Source organism: Neolewinella xylanilytica, assembly GCF_002934605.1.
Taxonomy (GTDB): Bacteria; Bacteroidota; Bacteroidia; order Chitinophagales; family Saprospiraceae; genus Neolewinella; species Neolewinella xylanilytica.
Window position 1 is genome coordinate 674475 of the sequence record NZ_PTJC01000006.1, and the last position, 23386, is coordinate 697860.

Consider the following 23386-nt stretch of genomic DNA (forward strand, 5'->3'; position numbering starts at 1 on the left):
AGACACCGTTTGCTTCAAAAGGAATCAAAAATTGTCGCTGGTTGAGTAAAAAACCGGAATATTCGACCGAATACTATTGTAAAGTCAATATTATTACTGGTATTTAGCAGCGAAATTTCGCCATATTACATGGCTGAATCTTCGTTTACTTCACCTACCGTTGAACCTATGCAACCTATAAACCGTCTGTGCTGGTTACTATTGCCGGCGCTTTTTCTCCCTTGCCTGGCCTACGGGCAATACCCGGTTACCGGTACCGTCACCGATAACGAAGGGGAACCGCTGGTCGGGGTCACCGTGCTGATTGTCGGTACGACTACCGGTACCGTCACCGATTTCGACGGCAGCTTCGCCATCGACATACCCGAGGAGCCCGCCGAGCTTCGGCTCAGCTACACCGGGTTCGCCTCCCAGGTGATCGAAGTAAGCCGGGGTATCGCGCCACTGGAGATCATCCTGATGCCCGACGTGGCTAACCTGGAACAAGTCGTCGTTACCGGTCTGGCTTCCACCATCAAGCGAACCAACTCCGCCAACGCGGTGTCGGTGGTCAGTGGGGAGGAGCTCACCGGGGTGACCACCCAGCAGACCGTGGATGGCGCGCTGTACGGCAAGCTTACCGGGGTAAATATTACCCAGACCAGCGGGGCGCCGGGTGGCGGCTACGCGGTCCGCCTACGGGGCGTATCCTCCTTATCCGGGAATAACCAGCCGCTGTTCATCGTCGACGGGGTCTACATCTCCAACGTCGAACTGCCCAACGGCAGCCGCTCCGCCTCCGGTGCGAACGGCGCTAACGAGGAATCTTCTTCGAACCGCATCGCCGATATCAACCCCGACGACATCGAGAGCATCGAAGTCCTCAAGGGAGCCTCCGCCGCCGCCATCTACGGTACGCGCGCCAACGCGGGGGTCGTGATCATCACGACGAAAAAGGGGGTGTCGGGTGAAACCCGGGTCACTTTCAATCAGGATCTTGGTTTCAATACCATCATACGCAAGGTCGGCCGGCGGAGCTTTACCCCCGAGCAGGTGGAAGCCGAATTCGGTGGCGACGAACCCGACGAAATCGCGGCGGGTCGGGCCGAACGGGCCCTCTACGAAGCCGCGGTGGCGCGCGGCGAGCTCTTTGACTATGAAGACATCCTGTACGGTGAAAAGGGATTCATCACCGATAGCCGGCTCCGGGTCAGCGGTGGAAACGAACGAACCAACTTCTTCGTAAGCAGTGGCTGGCGCGACGAGGCCGGCATCATCAAAAATACCGGCTACGAACGGTTTTCCGCCCGGCTGAACCTGACCCACCGGATCAGCGACCGACTGAAAATTCAGTCGAATACTTACTACGTGCGGTCCCAGGCCAATCGCTCCTTTAGCGGCAACGAAAACGAGGGGGGATTATCCTACGGTTATACGCTGGCCTACACCCGCGACTGGGTAAACCTCTTCCCGGACGAGGAGGGCAACTACCCGGACAATCCCAACTTTGCCGGCAATCCGCTGCAAACCCGCGATCAGACCCGCAACGAGGAAAACGTCAACCGCGTACTGGAAGGGATCAACGTGAATTACAACGTCCTGCAGACGAACAACCACTCGCTTAATCTGATCTTCAACGGCGGGCTGGACTTCATTCTGAGCAAAACCTTCGTCTACGTGCCTGAAACCTTTCAGTCACAGCGCAACCGGCAGAACGGTTTCCTGGCGGAGGGAAAGAATGATCTCTTCAATTATAATTATTCTGCCATTGCCGTGCACGATTACTACACCGAGAGCGGAATCAACTTCACCTCCCAGGCCGGCATCACCTACCTCAACCAGTCGGCCGATCAGCTCCTGAGCCAGACTACCCAACTGATTCCGTTACAGACGAACCTGGCGCGGGGCAGTGCCCAGGAGATCGACCAATTCTTGCTGAACGTGGAGGAATTCGGCTACGTGCTGCAGGAGGAAGTTAACGTCAACGATCGCCTTATTGCCACGGCCGGTGTCCGCTTCGATAAGTCTTCCCTGAACGGCGATCCCAACAAATTCTACGCATTTCCGCGGGCATCGGTAGCGCTGAACCTGCACGAATTTGATTTTTGGAACCCGTCGAATCCCATCCAGCAGGTAAAACTTCGGGCGGCGTACGGCCAAACGGGCAACAGTGCGTCGTTCGGGCGCCTGTTTACCACCCTCACGAACAACAGTATCGGCGGGCGCGCCGGCTTCACGGTAGACGGGCAGCAGGGCGACGGCGATCTGGTGCCGGAAACCAGTTCCGAGATCGAATTCGGTACCGACCTGGGATTTTTGGATAATAAGGTAAACGTTACGGCCACCTACTACATCCGCGACGTCAAGGACTTGCTCTACGACCGGGCCGTACCCACCTCTTCCGGCTTTTCCAATGAGATCAGAAATGACCTGGATCTGCGCAACCGTGGCTTTGAGTTCCAGCTGGGCCTCCTACCCGTGAATACGGCAAACTTCAGCTACCGGACGACCCTGAACTTCTGGCTGAACCGAAGCGAGATCACCCGCCTGGGGGTTGAGGATGGAACGGAGGGCGAAGACATTCCGAGCTTCGTACCCTCCGGGGTGGCCTTCGGGCTTGGCCTGGGTACCTTCTACATCAACGAAGGGTCGCCCATCACCGGGCTCTGGGAGAACGTCGGAGGCGTCCCGACCCAGACCGGCAATACCGAACCCGATTTCCAGTTCGGGTGGAACAACAACCTGACCTTGTTCCAAGATCTGGACGTCAATTTTCTCTTCCACTGGCGGCAGGGAAGTGAATTGCTCAACCTAACGCGCTTACTGACCGACGATGGGCGTACAACCCCACGTGAATACGACAATCTGGAAGGGTACATCGAGGACGGCTCCTATTTCCGTCTCCGGGAGGCCGGCATCACGTATCGCCTCCCCCTAGAGTCCGACGTGTTTCGGGGCATTCGGATCGGTGTTTCGGGCAGGAATATTTTCACCCTTACCGACTACAGCAGCTACGATCCCGAAGCCTCCGTCAAGGGGGGGAGCGGCCTGTCGACGAACATTGAGGTCGCCCCCTTCCCGAGCGCCAAGCAATTTTACTTCCACCTCGGGTTCGACTTTTAATCCCCGACGCTAATTCACCTCATCGCTTTCCCGGATCGTGTTTCCCCGCGCTCCGGCGCAAAAGCTCAACCATAGTTGCATGAAATCTTCCATAATCTTTGCCGGCTTTTTGTTGCTGGCTTTGTCGGCCTGTGAGATCGACGAACAGTTCGACCCCAACGGCCCGATCGTGAGTAGCGTGCTGCAAAACGCCTCCGAAACGGAGCTTGACCTGCTGGTCACCGGTATCGAAGCCGGTATGCGCACCGGCTACACCAGCTACGTTACCGCATCCGGCACCATTGCCCGGGAGTTGTACATTTTTGATGCCGATCCGCGCAACACGGCCGATTTGTTGGGGAAGGGAGAAACGGTTCTCGACGCCAATACCTTCTACCTTACCGGCCCCTTTACCTCCCGGTACCAGGTAGTTAAGAACGTGAATATCCTGCTAACCGCTCTGGAGAATACCGACGTGGTATCCGAGGAGGAGAAGCAGGGGTACCGCGGTTTCGCCAATACGATCAAAGCATATATGCTCAGCCAGGTGCTGGATATGCTGGGTAGCAACGGCGTGCGCGTCGACGTGGCCGATCCGGAAAATCTCGGGCCGTACCTCAGCCAGGAAGAAGGGTTTACCCGCATTCTGGAACTGTTGGACGAGGCGAACCAGCAACTGGATGACGCGGTATTCGCCTTCGTGCTGTCCGACGGATTCGCCGGGTTCAATACGCCGGAAACCTTCTCCCTGTTCAACCGGGCAATTGCCGCGCGGGTAGCCACCCACGCCGGTCGCTATGCGGATGCGCTGGCGTACGCCAACGCCAGCTTTCTGGACCTCGACGGCGACCTCTCCACGGGGCCGCAGCATATCTTCAGCACGAACGCCGGGGATTTGTTAAATCCGATCTACCGCCCCCCCGGGCAGAGCGGAGACCAGTTTGTCGTCCATCCCAGGATCATCGCGGATACCACCGCCGGGGACCTGCGGTTCGATAAATTTCGACTGCGCCCGGATCCTACCGGAAAGGATGGCCTGAACGGCCAGTACGAAAGTGCCCTCTACGAAACGTCGACTTCTCCCATAGACATTATCCGCAACGAGGAGCTGGTGCTGATCTACGCCGAAGCCAACATCAACCTGGGGAACCTCGAGGAAGGGGAAGCGGCGCTCAATATCATTCGGGAGGCCGCGGGCATTGGTGCGTACCCGGGCCCGACGACTCAGGAGGCACTGATCGATGAAATGCTCTACCAGCGCCGGTATAGCCTGTGGGGCGAAGGCCACCTCATGTGGGACCTGCGGCGTTACGGCCGCCTGAACGAGAATTTCCTGCCCATCGACCGACCGGGCGATGACATTTTCACGCAATTTCCGATCCCGCTGGCGGAAAACGCCTGACGCGGTCCATTTCTTCCTACGAAGAAAGCCCCACCGTCACGATTGACGGTGGGGCTTTACTGTCTACTGGCTCGTTAGTCCGTGCTTACTGGAGGGCGATTTGCTTCTCCTCGATCATCTTGCGCATGTTGATGAGGGCGTACCGCATCCGGCCCAGGGCCGTGTTGATGCTGACCTGGGTAAGCTTGGCGATTTCTTTGAAGCTCATGTCGGCGTAGTGGCGCAGAATGACTACCTCCCGCTGCTCGGGGGGCAGGGAGTCGACCAGCTTACGCACTTTGTCGTGCGTTTGGGTGCGGATCATGCCCTGTTCGGCATTGTGCTCCTCGGACTGGAGAACGTCGAAGATGTTGAAGGTTTCGGTCTGACCGACCTGGGGACGACGCTTGTTGCGGCGGAAGGAGTCGACACACATGTTGTAGGAGATCCGCATGGCCCACTGCAGGAACTTTCCTTCGTGGTTGTATTTGCCGCGGCGCAGCGTGTCGATGATCTTGATGAAAACCTCCTGGAAGATATCTTCCGCTTTGCTGTGATCCTTCGTGAAAAGGTAAATGGAGGTGTAAATTTTCTGTTGGTGCCGGCCGAGCAGTTCTTCGAATGCGCGGTCTTCGCCAGAAAGGTACAGGTTGATCAGTTCTTGATCGTTGAGCGTCTTAACGTCCATGACTAACAAGTTTCAAATTGGGATTATTTCCCGAAGTGGGATCCGGCGCTATTGCCAGTTGACAGTTAGTGTAGACGTAGACCTATATGGTAGACTTTAGAAATGATGGAGGGAGGTGCAATCCCCTTGTTCCGTCAAAGATAGGTAAACAAGTCAGACAACCAAAAAAAGAAGATCGTCAGAACAATATTTAACTGGCTGTTAACGGACAATACCAAGCTAAAGTCAAAAACAGAGACACAAAACAAAATCCGAAATCAAACATGCGCTAGGTGACAAATGCGCGCTCTAACAGGAAAACGAAAGGGGTGTTCGGGGAAGTATGCGAAAAGTTAAATTTTTTTCAAAAATATTCGAATTCTCCCGGATGTTCCTGATGGCTATTGTTTCATGAAGTGGGTTTTCAGCGAATGACGGGCAATCCGGTCCGCTGCCCCTTTCAGCGGGGTCGTTTCCCCGTCGCGCCGGCCGTAAGTTTTCATCTTTCCGGCTGCGCCAGGATACCCGGCTATGCCTTCGCTCTTTTTCGCGTAGGAGGAAGGCATCGGGGCAGCCTGGTGAAGGTGCGCTGTACTGTACGTATATATAGGGTGGTGGGATTCGGCTGCGTTCGATTTGGTTTCCCGTAACGCTACCAGTATCCAGGGCGGCCCATTCCGCAATTCCGCGGATGAGGTGAATGGAGCGTGCGGCTTGCGGGAGCGTTACGCACGGTACGGTGGCTTTCTTTCGGAAATTGTATCCGACCGTGCTAATGCAAGCCCGGAGGTTCGGCTAGTGAAAAAAATTCGAGCGAGGGGCAGTAAAGTCCGCCACGCGGTCAGGAGAGGTACTGTGGAGACCCGACCGTCCGTAGCGGCAAAGCACGCTTGAAAGCAGGCAGGGAAATATATTATTGGAATAAATATATGTTAACATTTTTTAATATCGATTTAATAATATACGTAAACAAATGGAAATCAATTAGTTGATTCCTTGATCTATCCGTTCATATGATCATTTGATCCTGAATGGACTCGAACGACCTGACCGCCAGCCTGTACTTTGGAGTATGAATTCCACCGTATCCCCCACCTCACCGGACCTACAGGCTGCAAACCAGGCCGATATCGCCGAGTTAACCGCCCGCATTTACGCTTACCAGCGCGGGAAGGAAGACGAAGACCGCTTCAAACACTATCGCCTGACGCGCGGGGTGTACGGTCAACGTCAGCCAGGCGTGCACATGTTTCGGACCAAGATACCCTTCGGACACATCACCCCGAGCCAGCTGATTGCCCTGGCCAACATCGCGGAGAAGTACACCAACGGCCGGCTACACATTACCACCCGGCAGAACATTCAGATGCATTACGTCAAGCTGAATGACAGTCCCGCCATCTGGCAGGAATTGGTGGATGCCGGAATGACGGCCCGCGAAGCCTGTGGCAATACGGTTCGGAACCTGACGGCCAGTCCGCTCGCCGGCGTCGACCCCGAGGAGCTCTTCGATGTGAGTCCGTATGTATACGCCTCCTTCGACCATTTCCTGCGCAACCCCATCTGCCAGGAAATGGGCCGCAAGATCAAGCCCGCTTTCTCCAGCAGCGATCGCGATAGCGCCTTCACTTATTTTCACGACTTCGGCTTCATTCCTCGGATGAAGGAGGGGCGGAAAGGGTTCAAGGTGGTAATCGGCGGAGGTCTCGGTGCCGTATCCATGGTGGCCCATACCGCCTTCGAATTCCTGCCGGCCGATCAGATCATTCCGTTCATGGAGGCCTCCATTCGCGTCTTCGACCGCTACGGAGAACGCGAAAAGCGGATGAAGGCCCGGATGAAGTTCCTCATCAAAGACCTCGGCTTCGACCGGTTCATGGAGCTGGTCCACGAAGAGTGGCCCGCCATTGCACACAAGAGCTACGAAGTCGACGAATCCCTGCTGCCCAAGCTGGGATCCATTCCGGAAGATACCTTTCCGCCGGTGGAGCCCGTCGACCGCGTCGCCTACGCCGAGTGGTGCCAGACCAACGTACTCGAGCAAAAACAGAAAGGCTACCACGCCGTGGCCATCCGGGTGCCGCTCGGCAACCTCGAAGCCGAGCAAGCCCGTCTGCTGGCGGAAGTTATCCGCAAATATGCGAGCGACGATATCCGCCTGAGCGTTCAGCAGGGAATGGTCCTGCGCTTCGTTCCCCCGAGCGCCTTGCCGCACCTCTACAACGGCCTGTACGCGCTCGATCTCGGATTACCGGGCTACGACACAACGGCCGATATTACCGCCTGCCCCGGTACCGATACTTGCGCCCTCGGCGTCACCAACTCTACCGGATTGGCCCAGGTGCTGGAGGAGCTAGTCCGCAAGGAGTATCCCGAGATGGTAACTGAAGACGACATCCGTATCAAGATTAGCGGCTGTATGAATGCCTGCGGACAACACATGGCCGCCAACATCGGCTTCCACGGGTCCAGTCTGCGCGTCGGCGACCGCATCGCCCCCGCTATGCAGGTGGTCGTAGGCGGCGGCATTGCCCCCGATGGCCGCGGGTTTATCGCGCAGAAGGTTATCAAGGTACCTACCCGCCGCGTACCCGACGTGATTCGGATCCTCTTCCAGGACTACCGCGATCACGCCAATGACGGCGAATACTACAACGATTACGCCGAACGCCAGGGCAAACGGTACTTCTACGGTCTGCTGAAGTCACTCGGCGATACGGCGGAGATCACCGACGAGGAGTTCTACGACTGGGGACAGGACGACGAGTACAAACAGGAGATCGGCGTAGGGGAGTGTGCCGGCGTAAGCCTCGACGTCATCGGGGCCATTTTGAACGACAGCACCGATAAACTGAAGTCTGCCGCGGTAAGCCTACAAGCCGACGCCCCCGCTGACGCCGGTTACCACGCCTATTCGGCGATGGTCACGGCAGCCAAGGCGTTGCTCCTTTCGGAGGACCTGAAGTGTAACACCCATATCGGGATCCTCCGCGATTTTCAGGAGCACTTCGGTGATCGATTCCCCGAAATTGATAATTTCGAAAACTACGTATTACGTATTAAAAATACGGAGCCTAATACGGCCTTTTCTTCTACGTATATTGCGGAGGCCCGGGCCTTTGTCACCAAGGCGATCGCTACCCGCGAGCGTCAGTTGGACAAGACCGTGGTCAGTGAATACTACAAGGCCTAAAAGCCTTACCCAAATATCCGCCATGCAACCCAAGCAGCCTCCCATCCAACCCCGCCTCACCCTTGTCGGCGCCGGTCCCGGTGATCCGGACCTCATTACCCGAAAGGGGTTACGGGCCCTGGCTACCGCCGATGCGGTGCTCTACGACGCGTTGAGTAGCGACGCGCTGCTGGACGAAACGCCGGCACACTGCCAGCGCATCTTCGTTGGCAAACGCGCCGGATGTCACTACAAGCGGCAGGACGAGATCAACGAACTGATCGTTACCACCGCGTTGGAGTACGGCCACGTGGTGCGATTGAAGGGCGGTGACCCTTTCGTGTTCGGCCGGGGCCAGGAGGAAAAGGCATTCGCCGAGGCGGCCGGTATCCCGGTGGAAATCGTGCCCGGCATCAGTAGCTGCATCAGTCTTCCCGAATTACAGGGCGTGGCCCCCACGAGCCGGGGATACGCCGACAGCTTCTGGGTGATCACGGCCCACACCCGCAACGGTGGCCTGAGCGACGACCTGTTCCGGGCCGCCCGGTCGAACGCTACCGTGATCATTCTTATGGGCCTGGGGCGCCTCGACCAGATTTGCGCGCTGTGGGACGCCGAAGGCAAGGGAGCGCTTCCCGCCATGGTCATCCAAAACGGTAGCCGCCCCGACGAGCGCTGCTGGGTCGGTTCCGTCAACGACATCGCTCCCCGGGTGCTCGCCGAGCGGGATAAGGGCCCGGGCATCATCGTCCTGGGGGAGACCGTCCGTCAGCACGCTGACTTTGTAAATGGCGATCTACGGTCGACCATTCGCGAAGTAGCCACAAATCACCCATCGTAAAGCGCACCGTCAAATGACCAACCCCCTGTACCCCGCGTTTTTTCGCCTCGACCGCCTCGACATGCTCGTGGTGGGGGCCGGAGAAGTAGGGGAGGAGAAGCTGAGCTTTATCCTGAAAAGCAGCCCCAACGCCCGGGTTACGATCGTCGCCCCCTGGATGGGAGCGGACTTACGGGAATTGCTGGATGCGTACGAACGGCAAACTAAAGAAGCGGATGGCGCCGGAGCGCGGGTGGCCGTGTCTGGCGAGCAATTCGCGGGCGTTTGGCATACCCCTGCCGGCGGACGAATAACCTGGTACCAACGGGAATTTCGTCCCGCCGACGTGAAAGAGGTCGATCTGGTGGTGGCCGCTACCAATTTCAAGGAAGTTAATTACGCCGTATGGGAAGCGGCCAAAGCCGAGCGGCGACTCACGAACGTGGCCGATACGCCTCACCTCTGCGACTTCTACCTGGGTAGCATCGTTACCCGGGGTCCGCTCAAGGTGGCCATCAGCACTAACGGCCAGAGCCCGACCTTTGCCAAACGCTTCCGGCAGTGGCTGGAGGCCGAGCTTCCGGAAGATGCCACCACCGAACTGATTGAAAACTTACACCTGTTCCGTGACCGGCTGACCGGGAACTTCCAGACGAAAGTCCGTGAACTGAATACGCTGACGAACGGTTTACTGTCCTCGGCGCGTGCCGGTCGTACCTGTCCCCCCGGCGGTTGCTTATTGGCGGCTGCTTCCGAACCGAATGATATTGCACCTGCGCCCCGTTCGCCCGAAAAGGGAGAAGGAGGTCAGGAAAATTTGAATTAACGATGAGCTTACCCCACTCAGAAACCGCCCTGACGTTTGATCTGGCGGCCCTTAACGAGGAGTTTGCCCCGCTGGATTTCCAGGAGCGAATCACCCGCCTTTACGAATATTTCCCCGTAGACCAGGTGCTGTTCACTTCGAGCTTCGGTACGAAATCCGTGGTGATGCTCACCCTGGTTAGCCGCGCAAACTCCCAGCAGAAGGTGCACATACTGAATACCGGCTACCACTTTCCGGAAACGCTGGCCTACAAGGATACGCTGGCCGAATTGACGGGACTGCAGGTCGTGGAAATCCTTCCCGACCCCGAACGCAATCAACTCACGCGGGAAACCAAGATGTGGGAAAGCCAGCCCGGCCGCTGCTGTCACTACAATAAGGTGATGCCCCTACGGGCGGTAAAGGCCCGCCACCAGGTGTGGATGTCGGGGGTACACAGCTACCAAACGATGAACCGGGCGGCCATGGAAATCTTCGAGGAGGTGGATGGACTCATCCACTTTCACCCCCTCATCGATATCGAGGAAGGCGAATTTCTGTACCTCCTCGAAAAGGATAAGCTTCCCCGCCATCCCCTGGAGGAACTCGGCTACGGCTCGATCGGCTGCACCCACTGTACCCGACCCGGGCAGGGTAGGGCCGGTCGCTGGGCCGGCACCGACAAGGACGAATGCGGCCTCCACGTATCCTGATTATTTTAGACTATCGGATCCCCCCCGAAATAAGATTTAGACATGAATAGAACTGATATCCTCATCATTGGCGCCGGCCCGGTCGGTCTCTTTACCGTATTCGAAGCCGGCCTGTTGAAAATGCGCTGCCACCTGGTTGACTCCCTGGGGCAGCCCGGCGGACAGCTCACCGAGATCTATCCCAAAAAACCGATTTACGATATCCCCGGTTATCCCAGCGTGCTGGCCGGTGAACTCATCGAGAACCTCATGGAGCAGATCGCTCCCTTTAATCCGGAATTCACGCTCGGCGAGCGCGCCGAAAAACTGGAGAAGGTGGGAGAGAAAATGTACCGGCTTACGACCAGCCGCGGCACCGTCATTGAGGCTCCCGTTATCTGTATCGCCGGTGGCCTGGGCTGCTTTGAACCCCGCAAGCCCCCGATCCCTAACATCGAAAAATACGAGGATAATGGCGTCGCCTACGTCATTCGGGACCCGGAGGTCTACCGCGACCGCAAGGTGTTGCTGGCCGGCGGTGGCGATTCCGCCCTGGATTGGACCATCTTCCTGGCCGATGTCGCCAAGGAGGTCACGCTGGTGCACCGGCGCGACAGCTTCCGCGGTGCGTTGGATAGCGTGGAAAAAGTGCACGCCCTGGCCGAAAGCGGTCGGGTCAACCTGATCACCAACGCTCAGGCCGTTGGCATCGTCGGCGACGAGGGAGTACAGGGTGTCACCGTCAAGCTTAAATCCGGCGAACAAGAGGTGATCGAGGTAGACGACTTCATCCCGCTGTTCGGGTTGTCCCCGAAGCTGGGCCCCATCGCCGACTGGAACCTCACCATCGATAAGAATGCCATCGAAGTCGATACGCGTGACTACAGTACCGGCGTGCCCGGTATCTACGCCATCGGGGACATCAATACCTACCCCGGTAAGCTCAAGTTGATCCTCTGTGGCTTTCACGAAGGTACTATGGCCGTACAGTCCGCCTTCAGCTACATCTACCCGGACAAGAAACTAAGCTTCAAGTACACGACCGTTAACGGGGTCGAAGGATTACCCAAGGAAGAGGAAGCTTCCGTTACCGCATAAAAAAAGCGGCCGCTCCCGATCGGAAGCGGCCGCTTTGCTTTTGGCGCGACGCCGGCGGACTTAGTGTACCGCGATTTCGCGTTCGGGGCGGGTGGCTTTGGTATTGACAAAAGCGAGAATGTCGCGGTTCAACCGTTCCCGGTGGGTATAAAACAGGCCATGGGGCGCATTGTCGTACTTATGGTAGATGGCATTAGGCACTAATTTGTGCGTGGCATCACCACCTACGTTAACGGGTACGACCTTGTCGTCTTCGCCGTGTACGATCAGCGTCGGCACGGTGAATTTTTTCAAATCGTCACGGAAGTCGGTCTTCGCAAACGCTTCCACGTAGTCAATGGCGGCGCGGCTGGAGCCGGTCAGCGCCATCCCGAGGGTCCAGGACTGGAACTCGTCGCTTACGGGGTGATTTAACAGGCCGATACCGTAAAATTGCTTGGCCCAGGTAGCAAAGAAACTGGGGCGATCCTTACGGATGCCGTCAATCATCTCCTGGAACACACTCCACTTGACGCCGTCGTGGTTATCCGTCTTCAGCATGTATGGGGTAACCGAACTGACAAGAACGGCGCCGGATAAGCGGTCCTGACCGTATTTTCCGATATAGCGGGCGATCTCGCCGCCGCCCATCGAAAAGCCGACGAGGGTTACGTCGCGAAGGTCAAGTTCGGTCAGGAGAGCATTCAGGTCATCCGCCAGGGTATCGTAGTTGTAGCTTTCGCCCACTTTCGAAGAGTGGCCGAATCCGCGACGGTCATAGGAAATACAGCGCAGTCCCTCCCGGCTGAGCGGCTCCATCTGGTATTCAAACATGTCGCCGGTGAGCGGCCACCCGTGGATGAATACAACGGGGCGGCCGTTGCCGTATTCCTGGTAGCGTAAACGTACTTCTTTTCCCGACTTTTTGTCGGTGGTGTTAATAAACAGCATGGTATAAATTTTTAGTGATAGAACTAATGCATGCGTGCGTAACGCGCATACATTTATATATGTCTATACATGGGTTATTTGTTCACAACCGCTTGCGAGCGATGGATAGCCCATCGCGGAGGGGGAGTACCGTTACCTCGACGCGGGGATCGTCGCGTAGCATAGTATTATAGGTACGAAGGCGGTTGGCGACGCGGTCGTCACCACGATTGGCCGTTTTACCATCCCAAAGAACGTTGTCGGCAATCAGCAGCCCGCCTGGCGTTAACCGATCGACCAAGGTGCGGTAATGGTCGGGGTATCCCCTTTTGTCGCCGTCCAAAAAGATGAGATCGAAGGGCGGTTGGAGGTTCGTCAGGATTTCGCCGGCGTCTCCGACGTGTAATTTTACCCGGTCGTGGAAGGGGGATCCCGCAATGTGGCGCTCGGCCAGCGCGGCGCGCTCGGGGTCGCCTTCAATGGTGTGTAGCACGCCATCTTCCCGCAGACCTTCCGCGAGGCAGAGGGTACCGTAGGCCGTAAAAGTGCCGATCTCCAGAGCCGTCCGCGGTCGGACCAGTTTGGACAGCAGGGCCAGGACGCGCCCCTGCAATCGCCCGCTCATCATTTGCGGCGCCAGGGTTTTCAGGTACGTCTGCCGTTCCACCTCGTGTAAATACGACGGAACGGGTCCACTAACGGATTCCGCGTATTCAAATAGGGGGTCGAAGAGGTCTCGCATCGGCTACCAGGCGTTAGGGTCGTCAAGGGGGGGCACGGCAACGTGCTGCTTGCTGCTGGCGCGGGCACGCTGCCGGTCGTATAGGATACGCGCCAGTACCCGAAAGGGTGGTTCGCTCGGGGTTTCAACGGGATCGAGCGCACGGGCCACGCTTTCTTCGTCCAGATCCAGCGTATAGCAAAGGCTCATCAGGTATTCCGGGCGATAGCGCATCATTTCTCCGACGCGGACGGTCAGCCAGTCCAGCAGTTCGGTCTCCGTCATGACGGCCATGGGCAGGTCGAATTCACGGCGCAGTAACGTGGTGGTAACGGGATCGATCGGCATGCGGTAAAGATAGGAAAAGGGCTGCCCCGCGGTGGGAGCAGCCCTTTTCAAGGTGGGGAACGCGGTGGTTCGGACTACTTGAGTTCCATTTCGGTACTACCTACGAGGGAGCCTTTGTTGTACAGCTCGACGGTGTAGACGCCTTCCATGAATTCCTGGCCGGGTACGTTCCATTCGGCGCAGTGATTGGCGGCATCGCCCTGGAAGTTGAAGGGAACGTTTTTGGTGAAGGGAACTTGCTCGCCGGCGCTGGTCGTCAGTACGCCACTGCCTTCCGCTTCGATGCTCAGGGTTTCTCCGTTGGGGTTAACGATGCGCAGTTGGAAGGTTTCCTCGCCGGGAGTGGCAACCGCGTTATCAAGGCTATTGAAACACACGAAAAGCCGTTCGACGTTCTTGGCGCTGCTGCGTCCTACCCAACGTCCGCTGTTGCGCTGCTTCTGCCCTTCGGCGGTGATGTTGTTGGTCTTGATGACGCTGGCTACGTTTACCTTCTGGTTCAGTTCGCTATTGCGATTGGCCAGTTGCTCCCGTTCGCTTACCAGTACGGCCCGCTCGCTATTAAGCTGCTGGTTGGTCTGCTGGCTCACCTGCAGGTCGTTGCTCAGCATATCGCGCTCGGTGGAGAGCTGCTCGTTCTGTTCGGAAAGCTCCGCATTAGCGAGGCGCAGCTCCTCCAGTTCGGCGAGGTAGCCAACGGTATTTGCTTTCAGGTCGGCCAGTTCGCGCCGGGCGGCGGCCAGGTTCCGGGAGTCACGCGTCAGGCTGGTGATCTTTTCGTTCTGCAGACGAAGTTCTTCCTTTTGCTGGTCGATAAGGGCATTGAGCTCCTCGTTGCTCCCCCGCATTTCCTCCAATTCGGCCAGTGACTCATAGTACTGCTTCTCGGCCTGCGCCTTGAACTGCTCCATCTCCACGAGTTCGGTGGAGAGTTGGGCATTCTCGGTACCCCGGTTCATAAAGCTGATGCCGAGTACGACCAGGGCTACGGCGAGCACGGCGATGATGACACCCAGCAGGGTGGTGCGGCTTTTTTGGGGCTTGGGAGCCGGGGTGAACTTATTGGGTTCCGGATTAGGATTATTCTGAATAGTTGCCATGGGGCGTTGGTTTGATGAAGGGTGATGTTCCAAAAGCTGGTGCAACAGCCGGGCCATTACCCGAGTGGTGTCCGAACTAAAGTTAGACGCGGTAATAAACGCCTGGATACCGTTTAGTATTACCGATAAACGTTAAAGTTTTCCGTACGGATACACTGCTGGTAAGGGGGGGATTCGCCGCTAGTCGCGCAGGCAAACCACCAGGCTTCTGGGGCCGTGCGCACCGATGACCAGGCTCTGCTCGATATCGGCCGTTTTGCTCGGTCCGGCAATGAATACGCCGAACCCCGTGGCATCAATTTTGACCCTGCGGTACGCCTCGTGCATGGTTCCGACCAGGTTTTTGCGGTCCAGAACGAGCACCAGGTGCTGGGTGATGAAGGGGAGGACGCGGTGAAGGGACTCGGTTTCACTCACCCACATCGCGCCGTTTTCCGCTACGCCGATCCGCGCCTCCAGTACCGCCAAGTCAACCCCCGCAAGCTGGAGGGGGTCGTCGATCGCCCGGACGTCGAGGTTGCCGGCTGCGTCGGGCAGGGTAGACACCACCGTGCGGTAAGCCGGATCACGTACGAGGGCGGCCAACTCCCGGGGCTGGATGAAGCTGGTTTTGCTGGCCGTGAGTACTTCGCGGAAGGCCGCTTCCCACGCTTCCGTTGACGGTCGGGGGGGATCGGGCGGCATAGTTGGCAGCGGGCGGCTAGCCGGTTTATTTTCGCGGATTCCCTCCAGGATGGCTGATCTGCTGCTCATGCGTTGTCCTTTTGTTGGCGGGCGTGCCAGTCCTTGAAGCTCTCCTCCGGAGATTCGGGGAGTTCCCGGCTTTTTCCCCAGGCGTTGAAGCGGTTGTAAACCGCCATTCGCGGAGCCAGTTTAAGTGCTACCCGCGCCGCTTTTCCCATGAAGTTGTAAAGGCCGTTGTGGCGGAGCGCCTTGCCCGCACCGAGAAGGGGTAGCCGCTTGGCGTTTGTTAAATGACCTTCCTCGCTCACGACCTGCCGCCACTTATAGAGCTGGTCGTGGATGTCGATCTTGACCGGGCAAACATCGGAGCAGCTCCCGCAGAGGGTGGAGGCAAACGCGAGATCGCCGTGCTTTTTCAGGTCGATGCCGGGCGAGAGAATACTTCCGATCGGTCCGGGAATGGTGTGGTCGTAGCTGTGGCCACCGCTGCGGCGGTAGATCGGGCAGGTGTTCATACAGGCCCCGCAGCGGATGCACTTGAGGCTGTTCCGGAAATCCTCCCGACCCAGCTGCCGGGTACGTCCGTTATCGACGATCACCACGTGCATCTCCCCGCCGGGCTTGGGGCGGTGGTGGTGGCTGGTGTAGATGGTGATGGGTTGGCCGGTCGCGCTCCGCCCAAGCAGGCGCGTAAACACCCCGAGGTGCTCCGCCCGGGGGATGATTTTCTCGATGCCCATGCAATGGATCTGTACCGGGGCGAGGTGTACGCCCATGTCTGCGTTCCCTTCGTTGGTGCAGACGACGATGCCCCCGGTATCGGCGATCGCGAAGTTGACGCCGGTGATCGCCGCCTTCGCCGCTAAAAACTTTTCTCGGAGGTGCTGGCGGGCCGCTTCGGTCAGGTACTGCGGGTCGCTGGCTCCCTCATCGGTTCCCAGTTGCTCGTGAAAGAGCGCGCCGATTTCCTCTTTTTTCAGGTGGATCGCGGGCATCACGATGTGGCTGGGCGGCTCCTTTTTTAGCTGGATGATGCGCTCGCCCAGATCGGTGTCGACCACTTTTACCCCCCGCCCGGCGAGATACTCGTTGAGGTGGCATTCCTCGGTCAGCATCGACTTCGATTTGACAATGCGGTCGACCCCGTGCTTTTCGAGGACACCGTGCACGATAGCGTTGTGTTCCGCCGCATCCCGGGCCCAGTGCACGATGACCCCGTTGGCCCGAGCCTTTTCCTCGAACTGTTCCAGGTAGGCGTCGAGGTTGCCGAGAACATTGTCCTTAATGTCCGAACCTAGCTGCCGGAGAGCCTCCCATTCCGGTATGCCGGCAATACTTCCGTCGCGTTTGGAACGGACGTGCCAGAGCGACTGGTCGTGCCAGTCGGTTCGGTCTTCGTCGAGCAAGAATTCGGCGGCGCGTTTGGCGTGGGACATGACCGTAAGGTACGGCTCCTCGCCATCCCTTCCATCCGGTACTGTGGGGTGGGGCCGACACCATGCAAGGAAGCCCGGTATCCTGCTGGATACCGGGCTTCGATAATTCTTCGGGAAAAACCCGGATTACATGCGACGCTCCTTGATGCGGGCTTTCTTGCCGACGCGGTCGCGCAGGTAGAACAGGCGGCTACGCCGAACCTTGCCCTTCTTGACGATGGTGATTGCATCGATGCTCGGGGAGGATAGCGGGAAAATCCGCTCTACGCCAACGCCGTTGGATACTTTGCGGACGGTGAAGGTCTTGGTGAGCCCTTCGCCTTTGATCTGGATAACATCGCCGCGAAATTGCTGAATACGCGACTTTTCTCCCTCCGTAATGAGGTAGTCCACGATGATGGTATCCCCGGCGCGGAACTGGGGAAATTCTTTCTGCTTACTTACTTGTTCGTGTACGAAGGAGATGGCGTCCATGGCTGCAATTAATTTTGACCGCTCGTAGCGGCCCGCAAAGGTAGTGTTTATTCTTTCAATCACCAAACCGTTCCCGGGGTTCTTGCCGCAGTAATTTCTCTGCGACCCGGAAATGACGGGGCTCCGGCCCACATGTTAAAGCAGCGGAAGCGGCCCGTCAGGTGGGTACGGTCTAAACCTACTACTTTAACGGTACCTTACTTAACCTATACCCGTACCGAACGTTTTTACGTTTACTTAGCACTATGCTTATGAAATCTGTTCTCTTCATCATCGCCGTTTCGCTTTCGCCTTTTCTGGTGACCGCCACGGCCAGTGCCCAGTCGTTGGGGGAAATCACCCGGGCCCTCGGTGCCGGTGACACCCGTTCCCTGGCCGCCGCGATGGACACCGAGGTCGAATTGAGCCTGCTCGAAGAAGAAAATCTCTACTCCCGCGATCAGGCCGTCCAGAAGCTATCGGCCTTTTTCGCCGCCCACTCGCCTTCCGGCTTCAGCCAGGTCCACCAGGGCTCTTCCAAAGCAGACGACGCCGAATACTGTATCGGCAATCTAGCCACCGCCGACGGTTCCTACCGCGTATACATCTACATCGCCAAGAAAGGTGACCGGATGGTACTGCAGGAATTACGCTTCGACCGCGAGTAATACCGACCGTACGATCGCCTCGAGCTTTTGCTCCCGCATGCAGCTGAAGTGCCCCTGCGGGCAAGCCGCATAACCGATTTTCGAGCAGGGCCGGCAGGGTAGCCCCCGTACCTCCGCAACGACGGCAGGTTCCTCTCCCGGTAGGTAGGGGTACATACCCAGTTCCGGAACGGTATTTCCCCACACGCTGACGATGGGCCGCCGAAAGGCCGCCGCGACGTGCATCAGGCCCGTATCGTGGGTAACCACCACGGCGGCTTGACGCACTAGGTCGGCAGAGCCGTTCAGGGAATACTTACCGCAGGCATTGATGGCGTTCGGACACTTGGCGGCGATCCGGTCGCCGAGGGCGGCTTCCTCCGGTCCGCCCAGCAAGACCACCGGCCGGTCGATCCGCGCACAGATGTCCCCCATTTGCCATTCTTCCAGGCGTTTGGTGGCGTGGGCCGCGCCGATTACGAAGGCCACGTAGTTCCGGGCCGGGGGCGCTACGGCCTCTTCCGGAGCGATGAAGTAGTCCAATCCCCGCCCGTCGTTTGTTACGCCCAGTACCCGCGCCGCCGCCAGGTAACGGTCCACGATATGTGCCGCGGGCATCCGGTCGATGCGAAAGCGCGTCAGGAGAAATTTGCGAAAATTGACCTTATCGAAGGTTGCCGTACGGGGTGGACGGCGGCCGGCGAGTAGCTGCCCCCAGTTCAGCCGCTGTTTGAGTTCGAGCGTTCGCAGGTTGCCGTGAAGGTCGATTACATGGGTGAAATCCCCGGCAACCAACTCGGCGGCAATCTCCGCTATGTTTTTATCGATGGTCCACAGTCGGTCGATGTACGGATTGTGGCGTACCGTCGCGGCAAAGGACCGTTTCGTCAGGAAATGGACCTCGGCTCCGGTCTGTTGCTTCACGCAGCGAATCACCGGACTGGTCAGGACAATGTCCCCGATCGAGGAAAAACGGACAATGAGCACTTTGGGGGTAGCCACGCGGCAAAGGTAGCCTAGCCGAGCGCCTTGTACAATTGCTCGTCGACGTGGGTGACGTGGAGCGTATGCATTGATTCGAAATCTACCTCTTCCAATTCCTGGAGGCTTGCCAGCACCTGTACTTGCCCCAGCTTTTCGATGATCCGGGCGGATTCCGGATTATCCCCACCGCTGAAAATGACGCCCGCGCATTCGATGTTTCTCTTGCGCAGTACCTCCAGGCTAAGGAGCGTGTGGTTGATGCTGCCCAGATAGTGCCGCGAAACCAAGATCACCGGCAAGTTCAGGTGGGCAGCCAGGTCGATCATGCACGCTTGCTCGTTCAGGGGCACCAGCAATCCGCCGGCACCTTCCACCAGCAAGGGGCGCTCGGTGGAGGGAAGGGTGAAATCGGTAAGGTGGATTTCCACGCCATCCACGCGGGCGGCGTAGTGCGGACTGGCGGGCGTACGCAGCCGGTAGCGCTCCGGGTGGTAGCGGTCGGCGGGCATACCCGTCCAGCTCCGCACCCGGTCCGTATCCCCGAAATCGAGGTCGCCGGCCTGCACGGGCTTCCAGTAGTCGGCGTCCAGGGCCAGTTGCAAAAAGGCGCTGGCCACCGTTTTGCCTACCTCCGTACCAATGCCGCTGACGAAGAATCCTTTCTTGCTCATGCTACCGCTTCCCGGGTTTCGGAACGGATCATGCTCACCAGGGCGGCCACCCACCGGGGATCGTCGTTGAGGCTGGGCACCAGGTCGATCCGCTCTCCGCCCCACTTCACGAATTCTTCCTGGTACTCTACGCCGATCTCGATGGTCGTCTCCAGGCAGTCGGCTACGAAAGCGGGACTGAAACAAAGGATCTTTTTCGCGCCCCGCTCTTTCGCCCACTCCTCCAGCACGTCGATGGTGTAGGGCTTCGCCCAGTCGTCGAAGCCGAGCCGGCTCTGGAAGCTGGTGGTGTAGCGGTCGGGGTCCAGGTTGAGTTCCGTGGCGATGGCCCGGGTGGTAGCGTGGCACTGGGCGCTGTAGCAGAACTGATTGACGCGGGAGATGGAGTTGCAGCATCCGTCGACGACGTAGCAATGGTTGCAGTCGTCCGCCTTTTTCAGCTGCCGCTGGGGCAGACCGTGGTAGCTGAATACGATGTGATCGTACTGGTCGAGGTTGCCAACGTCGCGGGCGTTGTCGGCGAATACCTGGATAAGTTCCGGCTGCTCGTAGTAGCTGTTGACCAGCTGGACGGGCGGAATGGTCTGCCGCTTGGCCAGCAGGCGCATGACCTCCTGGTGGACGCTGCCGGTGGTGGCGCTGGCGTACTGGGGGAAGAGCGGGAAAACCAGTATGCCGGATACCTGCTCCGCCAGCAGCTCGTCGAGGGCGACCTCGATGCTCGGGCTCTGGTAGCGCATCGCCAGCTTTACGGAGTAGTCCTCACCCAGGGCGGCGGCTACTTTTTCCGTTACCACTTTGCCGTAGTATTTGAGCGGGCTGCCGTTTTCCGTCCATAACTCCTGGTACAGCTTGGTCGAACCGCCGGCCTTGAAGGGATTGACAATGCCCGAGCGGACGGGAGCGATGATGCCCCGGACCAACAGTTGCTGGGCCAAGCCGGGAAGATTATCGATCACCCGGGGGTCGGTGAGGAACTGGCCCAGGTAGCGATTAACGGCCGCTGGGGTGGGGGCGTCCGGCGTGCCGAGGTTGACGAGCATTACGCCCTGTTTTCCGTAGTGCGACTGTAGGGGCATGAAAAGCGATTAATAAGGTATGCAGAACTAACCCCGGAGCCGTCGTTCGGTTGTATCCTTTAAAAACCATGCCGGACTCATCGAGCGTACGCAACTGGCGGATCGCGCTGTTGCTGACCTTTCTCCTCGTACCCATCGCCAATTACCTGCCGATCCTGCTGGACGTCTCCCAGGATCGCTTCACGAACGGCACCGATACCCGCGTCGACGCGGCCGGTTACGCCTTCAGCATCTGGGGAGTCATCTTCACCGGCATGATTTTATTCGCCGCCTTCCAGTTTCGGGCCGGCGCTCCCCCGGCCGCGCTGTTACGGGCCTACCGTTTTCTCGTGCTGGCGGGCTGGGCGAGCATCGCCTTCGTGCCCATCAGCCTGGGCAGCAATTATCTCTGGGGCGCCTTCGATCTGCTCTGGCACCTGGTGGCGCTGCTCGGGGCGTATACGGCGCTGCGGGAGCACGGGCGTTCGGTCGGTAGGCCGGCGTATGCGTGGACCTACTTCGCGCCGTCACTCTACCTGGGCTGGATCTCGGCGGCGACCGTCATTTCCCTCACCCTGGCGCTTCAGCAACTCGGCGTCAGCTTTTCAGCGGATACGGAAATCCTCATCGCCACGCTCTTAGTGGTCATCCTGACGGGGCTGGGGCTCTATCTGACCTCCCGAGCCGACGGTTTCTACGGCCTCACCGTTGCCTGGGCGCTGGTGGCCATCGCGGTAAAGCAGCAGGACGCTTCGCTTATTCTTTGGGCGGCGAGCGCGGGTGCAACGATTGTCGCGGGACTGGCGCTGTACCGGCTGGTTAGCGCTCGCCGGTTCTTTTATGCTTTTTCGCCCGGGTAGAGGGGTGTGCGGAAGCAGCATCCAGTCCAATTGATCGTTTACCGGGGCATGATGTACCGTCTGTTTTATGTTGCCCTCATCGCACTCGGTTGTGCGGCCTGCTGCAACGAGGAGCTAATTTTTCAGGATGAGGTAGAAGTTACTGTCCTGGAAATTGTACCCGGGGAGTCGTATTTGCCGGGTTCCGTGGCGGATACCCTTCGCGGACCTTTTCAGTACCGGGCGATTGGAATTTATCACGGTTATGCTACCGCTGTACCTACCGTCCGGCCCGGCCAGCTCCTGATGGGCTTCAGTTGCGATGAGCAGTACGACCGTGCTTTTGACGCTGAAACCGTGAGCTTGTCGCTGGACCATCCCATATCCTTGCGCGGGGTCACCGTGTTGGCGGGAGAAAACCTGCTGCCAAGCCTGGAGCAATTTTCCTTTCAGGACATCCAGGTGTATACGTCATCTACCGGTCTGGAAATCATATTCCTGGAAGGTTTTTTTGCCTCAGCCGACATTGCTCCGGGTGATTACACCTTCACCCTGGCGGGGATGTTAGATGACGGAACGCTAATTTCGGAGACTACGCAAGTTTACCTGGACTTCTAGCCCCGGCCTTCCCACCGGCTAGCCGATTCGCAGCTTTCGCTCCGGTTTCATTGCGCTTAACTACCGTACTATTGTACCGATGGTCCAGTCAACCCTTGCCAAACTGCTGTTGTCGCCGGTGTCCCTGCTGTACGGGGCGGGCGTAGGTTTTCGCAACTGGGCGTACCGCCGGGGCATTCTGCGGGGCATCACTTTTTCGGTGCCGGTCATCAGCGTGGGCAACCTTTCTGTGGGCGGGGCGGGGAAAACGCCGCACATCGAATACCTGATCCGCCTGCTCGATCCTTACCTGCAGATCGCGACCCTGAGCCGGGGCTACCGCCGCAAGACGCGGGGGTTCTTGGTGGTACGACCGGAAATGACCGTGGAAGAGGTCGGCGACGAGCCGCTACAGTACGCCCGCAAGTTTCCCGAGGTGATGGTCACCGTGGCGGAGGAGCGCGCCTTTGCTATTCCGGAGATCGTGGGGCGGCGGCCGGACACCCAGCTCGTGCTCCTCGACGATGCTTTTCAGCACCGGGCCGTCCAGCCGGGGCTTAATATTTTACTTACCCAGTACGAGTTGCCGTTTACCCGCGACTACCTGCTGCCGAGCGGCCGGCTTCGGGAATGGCGCAGCGGTTACGAACGGGCGGATATCATCGTGGTGAGTAAGTGTCCGGCCTCCCTGGAGCGGTCGGAAGCCGATGCGCTGGTGGCCGAAATCGCCCCGCTGGAGCACCAACGGGTGTTTTTCAGCTATTATGACTATGCCACGCCCTATTACCTGCTGGATCCGCGCTACCGCCTGCGGATGGAAGAAGGAATCGACGTACTGCTCATCTCCGCGATCGCCAATACGGACTACCTGCTCCAGCACCTGCGCTCCGTCGCCCGAACCGTCAGCAGCCTGGAATATGCGGACCACCACTACTTCTCCGGCAGTGATATGGGGAACCTGAAGCGTCGCTTCGACGAGCTCAAAGGGCGGCACCGGGCGATCATCACGACCGAAAAGGATGCCACCCGGCTGCAGGTTCACCGGGAGTTTATCGCGGCGGAGCAACTGCCCGTTTTCGTGCTGCCGGCGGAAGTGAGCTTTCACTTCGAGGGGGGGGCGGGATTCGATGAACTGGTGCGGGAATACCTGTTGAATTTCCGGTCCTGAGGGGTAGGGCGGAGGGGCCGCGCGGGATTATGCCTACTTTGCGGGCTTATTGATC

Annotated in this window: 22 protein-coding genes; 11 read left to right on the forward strand and 11 right to left on the reverse strand. The window is 58.4% G+C overall.

Going from position 1 to position 23386, the window contains the following annotated elements:
* Positions 1 to 168: 168 nt before the first annotated feature.
* Complete coding sequence (locus CLV84_RS12020; protein WP_104420035.1) at positions 169 to 3102, forward strand: SusC/RagA family TonB-linked outer membrane protein; 2934 nt, start codon at positions 169 to 171, stop codon at positions 3100 to 3102.
* A gap of 79 nt (positions 3103 to 3181) precedes the next feature.
* Complete coding sequence (locus CLV84_RS12025) at positions 3182 to 4483, forward strand: RagB/SusD family nutrient uptake outer membrane protein (RefSeq protein ID WP_104420036.1); 1302 nt, start codon at positions 3182 to 3184, stop codon at positions 4481 to 4483.
* 85 nt (positions 4484 to 4568) lie between these two features.
* Here CLV84_RS12025 and CLV84_RS12030 read toward each other — a convergent pair whose 3' ends face one another.
* Positions 4569 to 5150: a sigma-70 family RNA polymerase sigma factor gene (locus tag CLV84_RS12030; protein WP_104420037.1), complete on the reverse strand. Its 582-nt coding sequence runs from the start codon at positions 5148 to 5150 to the stop codon at positions 4569 to 4571.
* A 1051-nt stretch (positions 5151 to 6201) separates the two neighbouring features.
* Here CLV84_RS12030 and CLV84_RS12035 point away from each other — a divergent pair.
* From CLV84_RS12035 to CLV84_RS12055, 5 genes are read left to right on the forward strand one after another with little or no spacing between them, the layout of a single operon-like run.
* A complete protein-coding gene (locus CLV84_RS12035; protein ID WP_104420038.1) occupies positions 6202 to 8322 on the forward strand; it encodes a nitrite/sulfite reductase in 2121 nt (706 codons plus the stop codon).
* A gap of 22 nt (positions 8323 to 8344) precedes the next feature.
* A complete protein-coding gene (gene cobA, locus CLV84_RS12040; RefSeq protein ID WP_245911495.1) occupies positions 8345 to 9142 on the forward strand; it encodes a uroporphyrinogen-III C-methyltransferase in 798 nt (265 codons plus the stop codon).
* 13 nt (positions 9143 to 9155) lie between these two features.
* Positions 9156 to 9947 (forward strand): precorrin-2 dehydrogenase/sirohydrochlorin ferrochelatase family protein, encoded by a 792-nt coding sequence (locus CLV84_RS12045; protein ID WP_104420039.1) that lies wholly within the window; start codon positions 9156 to 9158, stop codon positions 9945 to 9947.
* Between the two features lie 2 nt (positions 9948 to 9949).
* Positions 9950 to 10639 (forward strand): phosphoadenylyl-sulfate reductase, encoded by a 690-nt coding sequence (locus CLV84_RS12050; RefSeq protein WP_104420040.1) that lies wholly within the window; start codon positions 9950 to 9952, stop codon positions 10637 to 10639.
* Positions 10640 to 10681: 42 nt separating this feature from the next.
* The gene (locus CLV84_RS12055) at positions 10682 to 11716 is read left to right on the forward strand and encodes an NAD(P)/FAD-dependent oxidoreductase (RefSeq protein ID WP_104420041.1); all 1035 of its coding nucleotides are present in this window, start codon (positions 10682 to 10684) and stop codon (positions 11714 to 11716) included.
* 60 nt (positions 11717 to 11776) lie between these two features.
* Here the strand turns inward: CLV84_RS12055 and CLV84_RS12060 are convergent, their stop codons facing one another.
* The 7 genes from CLV84_RS12060 to rplS form a co-directional block, all read right to left on the reverse strand.
* The gene (locus CLV84_RS12060) at positions 11777 to 12646 is read right to left on the reverse strand and encodes an alpha/beta fold hydrolase (protein ID WP_104420042.1); all 870 of its coding nucleotides are present in this window, start codon (positions 12644 to 12646) and stop codon (positions 11777 to 11779) included.
* A gap of 82 nt (positions 12647 to 12728) precedes the next feature.
* Positions 12729 to 13367 (reverse strand): O-methyltransferase, encoded by a 639-nt coding sequence (locus CLV84_RS12065; RefSeq protein ID WP_104420043.1) that lies wholly within the window; start codon positions 13365 to 13367, stop codon positions 12729 to 12731.
* Positions 13368 to 13370: 3 nt separating this feature from the next.
* The gene (locus CLV84_RS12070; protein ID WP_104420044.1) at positions 13371 to 13694 is read right to left on the reverse strand and encodes a hypothetical protein; all 324 of its coding nucleotides are present in this window, start codon (positions 13692 to 13694) and stop codon (positions 13371 to 13373) included.
* Between the two features lie 74 nt (positions 13695 to 13768).
* Positions 13769 to 14794: a hypothetical protein gene (locus tag CLV84_RS12075; RefSeq protein ID WP_146088793.1), complete on the reverse strand. Its 1026-nt coding sequence runs from the start codon at positions 14792 to 14794 to the stop codon at positions 13769 to 13771.
* A 180-nt stretch (positions 14795 to 14974) separates the two neighbouring features.
* Positions 14975 to 15547, reverse strand: coding sequence for a LutC/YkgG family protein (locus CLV84_RS12080; RefSeq protein ID WP_104420046.1), 573 nt, complete (start codon positions 15545 to 15547; stop codon positions 14975 to 14977).
* Positions 15544 to 16914 carry a lactate utilization protein B gene (locus CLV84_RS12085; RefSeq protein ID WP_104420047.1) on the reverse strand — a complete coding sequence of 457 codons (1371 nt, stop codon included), beginning with the start codon at positions 16912 to 16914 and terminating at the stop codon, positions 15544 to 15546. Before CLV84_RS12085 ends, CLV84_RS12080 begins: the two co-directional genes overlap by 4 nt.
* A 126-nt stretch (positions 16915 to 17040) precedes the next feature.
* Positions 17041 to 17388, reverse strand: a complete 348-nt coding sequence (rplS, locus tag CLV84_RS12090; protein WP_104420048.1) for a 50S ribosomal protein L19 — start codon at positions 17386 to 17388, stop codon at positions 17041 to 17043.
* A 245-nt stretch (positions 17389 to 17633) separates the two neighbouring features.
* Here rplS and CLV84_RS12095 point away from each other — a divergent pair, with 245 nt between their 5' ends.
* A complete protein-coding gene (locus CLV84_RS12095) occupies positions 17634 to 18035 on the forward strand; it encodes a DUF4783 domain-containing protein (protein ID WP_104420049.1) in 402 nt (133 codons plus the stop codon).
* Here CLV84_RS12095 and CLV84_RS12100 read toward each other — a convergent pair.
* From CLV84_RS12100 to hemH, 3 genes are read right to left on the reverse strand one after another with little or no spacing between them, the layout of a single operon-like run.
* The gene (locus tag CLV84_RS12100) at positions 18015 to 19016 is read right to left on the reverse strand and encodes a glycosyltransferase family 9 protein (protein WP_104420050.1); all 1002 of its coding nucleotides are present in this window, start codon (positions 19014 to 19016) and stop codon (positions 18015 to 18017) included. The two genes, CLV84_RS12095 and CLV84_RS12100, sit on opposite strands and share 21 nt — an antisense overlap.
* A 14-nt stretch (positions 19017 to 19030) precedes the next feature.
* The gene (gene bioD / locus CLV84_RS12105) at positions 19031 to 19669 is read right to left on the reverse strand and encodes a dethiobiotin synthase (protein ID WP_104420051.1); all 639 of its coding nucleotides are present in this window, start codon (positions 19667 to 19669) and stop codon (positions 19031 to 19033) included.
* Positions 19666 to 20748, reverse strand: a complete 1083-nt coding sequence (gene hemH / locus CLV84_RS12110; RefSeq protein WP_104420052.1) for a ferrochelatase — start codon at positions 20746 to 20748, stop codon at positions 19666 to 19668. Before hemH ends, bioD begins: the two co-directional genes overlap by 4 nt.
* Positions 20749 to 20816: 68 nt before the next feature.
* Here hemH and CLV84_RS12115 point away from each other — a divergent pair, with 68 nt between their 5' ends.
* The 3 genes from CLV84_RS12115 (at position 20817) to lpxK (ending at position 23331) form a co-directional block, all read left to right on the forward strand.
* Positions 20817 to 21587, forward strand: coding sequence for a hypothetical protein (locus CLV84_RS12115; RefSeq protein ID WP_104420053.1), 771 nt, complete (start codon positions 20817 to 20819; stop codon positions 21585 to 21587).
* Between the two features lie 48 nt (positions 21588 to 21635).
* Positions 21636 to 22184: a hypothetical protein gene (locus tag CLV84_RS12120; RefSeq protein WP_146088794.1), complete on the forward strand. Its 549-nt coding sequence runs from the start codon at positions 21636 to 21638 to the stop codon at positions 22182 to 22184.
* Positions 22185 to 22263: 79 nt separating this feature from the next.
* Positions 22264 to 23331: a tetraacyldisaccharide 4'-kinase gene (gene lpxK, locus CLV84_RS12125; protein WP_104420055.1), complete on the forward strand. Its 1068-nt coding sequence runs from the start codon at positions 22264 to 22266 to the stop codon at positions 23329 to 23331.
* Positions 23332 to 23386: the final 55 nt, after the last annotated feature.

Excerpts from the sequence above, each read along its gene's own strand:
- CLV84_RS12020 (WP_104420035.1), top strand. The coding sequence starts at position 169 with ATGCAACCTATAAACCGTCTGTGCTGGTTACTATTGCCGGCGCTTTTT.
- CLV84_RS12025 (WP_104420036.1), top strand. The coding sequence starts at position 3,182 with ATGAAATCTTCCATAATCTTTGCCGGCTTTTTGTTGCTGGCTTTGTCG.
- CLV84_RS12030 (WP_104420037.1), bottom strand. The coding sequence starts at position 5,150 with ATGGACGTTAAGACGCTCAACGATCAAGAACTGATCAACCTGTACCTT.
- CLV84_RS12035 (WP_104420038.1), top strand. The coding sequence starts at position 6,202 with ATGAATTCCACCGTATCCCCCACCTCACCGGACCTACAGGCTGCAAAC.
- cobA (WP_245911495.1), top strand. The coding sequence starts at position 8,345 with ATGCAACCCAAGCAGCCTCCCATCCAACCCCGCCTCACCCTTGTCGGC.
- CLV84_RS12045 (WP_104420039.1), top strand. The coding sequence starts at position 9,156 with ATGACCAACCCCCTGTACCCCGCGTTTTTTCGCCTCGACCGCCTCGAC.
- CLV84_RS12050 (WP_104420040.1), top strand. The coding sequence starts at position 9,950 with ATGAGCTTACCCCACTCAGAAACCGCCCTGACGTTTGATCTGGCGGCC.
- CLV84_RS12055 (WP_104420041.1), top strand. The coding sequence starts at position 10,682 with ATGAATAGAACTGATATCCTCATCATTGGCGCCGGCCCGGTCGGTCTC.
- CLV84_RS12060 (WP_104420042.1), bottom strand. The coding sequence starts at position 12,646 with ATGCTGTTTATTAACACCACCGACAAAAAGTCGGGAAAAGAAGTACGT.
- CLV84_RS12065 (WP_104420043.1), bottom strand. The coding sequence starts at position 13,367 with ATGCGAGACCTCTTCGACCCCCTATTTGAATACGCGGAATCCGTTAGT.
- CLV84_RS12070 (WP_104420044.1), bottom strand. The coding sequence starts at position 13,694 with ATGCCGATCGATCCCGTTACCACCACGTTACTGCGCCGTGAATTCGAC.
- CLV84_RS12075 (WP_146088793.1), bottom strand. The coding sequence starts at position 14,794 with ATGGCAACTATTCAGAATAATCCTAATCCGGAACCCAATAAGTTCACC.
- CLV84_RS12080 (WP_104420046.1), bottom strand. The coding sequence starts at position 15,547 with ATGAGCAGCAGATCAGCCATCCTGGAGGGAATCCGCGAAAATAAACCG.
- CLV84_RS12085 (WP_104420047.1), bottom strand. The coding sequence starts at position 16,914 with ATGTCCCACGCCAAACGCGCCGCCGAATTCTTGCTCGACGAAGACCGA.
- rplS (WP_104420048.1), bottom strand. The coding sequence starts at position 17,388 with ATGGACGCCATCTCCTTCGTACACGAACAAGTAAGTAAGCAGAAAGAA.
- CLV84_RS12095 (WP_104420049.1), top strand. The coding sequence starts at position 17,634 with ATGCTTATGAAATCTGTTCTCTTCATCATCGCCGTTTCGCTTTCGCCT.
- bioD (WP_104420051.1), bottom strand. The coding sequence starts at position 19,669 with ATGAGCAAGAAAGGATTCTTCGTCAGCGGCATTGGTACGGAGGTAGGC.
- hemH (WP_104420052.1), bottom strand. The coding sequence starts at position 20,748 with ATGCCCCTACAGTCGCACTACGGAAAACAGGGCGTAATGCTCGTCAAC.
- CLV84_RS12115 (WP_104420053.1), top strand. The coding sequence starts at position 20,817 with ATGCCGGACTCATCGAGCGTACGCAACTGGCGGATCGCGCTGTTGCTG.
- CLV84_RS12120 (WP_146088794.1), top strand. The coding sequence starts at position 21,636 with ATGATGTACCGTCTGTTTTATGTTGCCCTCATCGCACTCGGTTGTGCG.
- lpxK (WP_104420055.1), top strand. The coding sequence starts at position 22,264 with ATGGTCCAGTCAACCCTTGCCAAACTGCTGTTGTCGCCGGTGTCCCTG.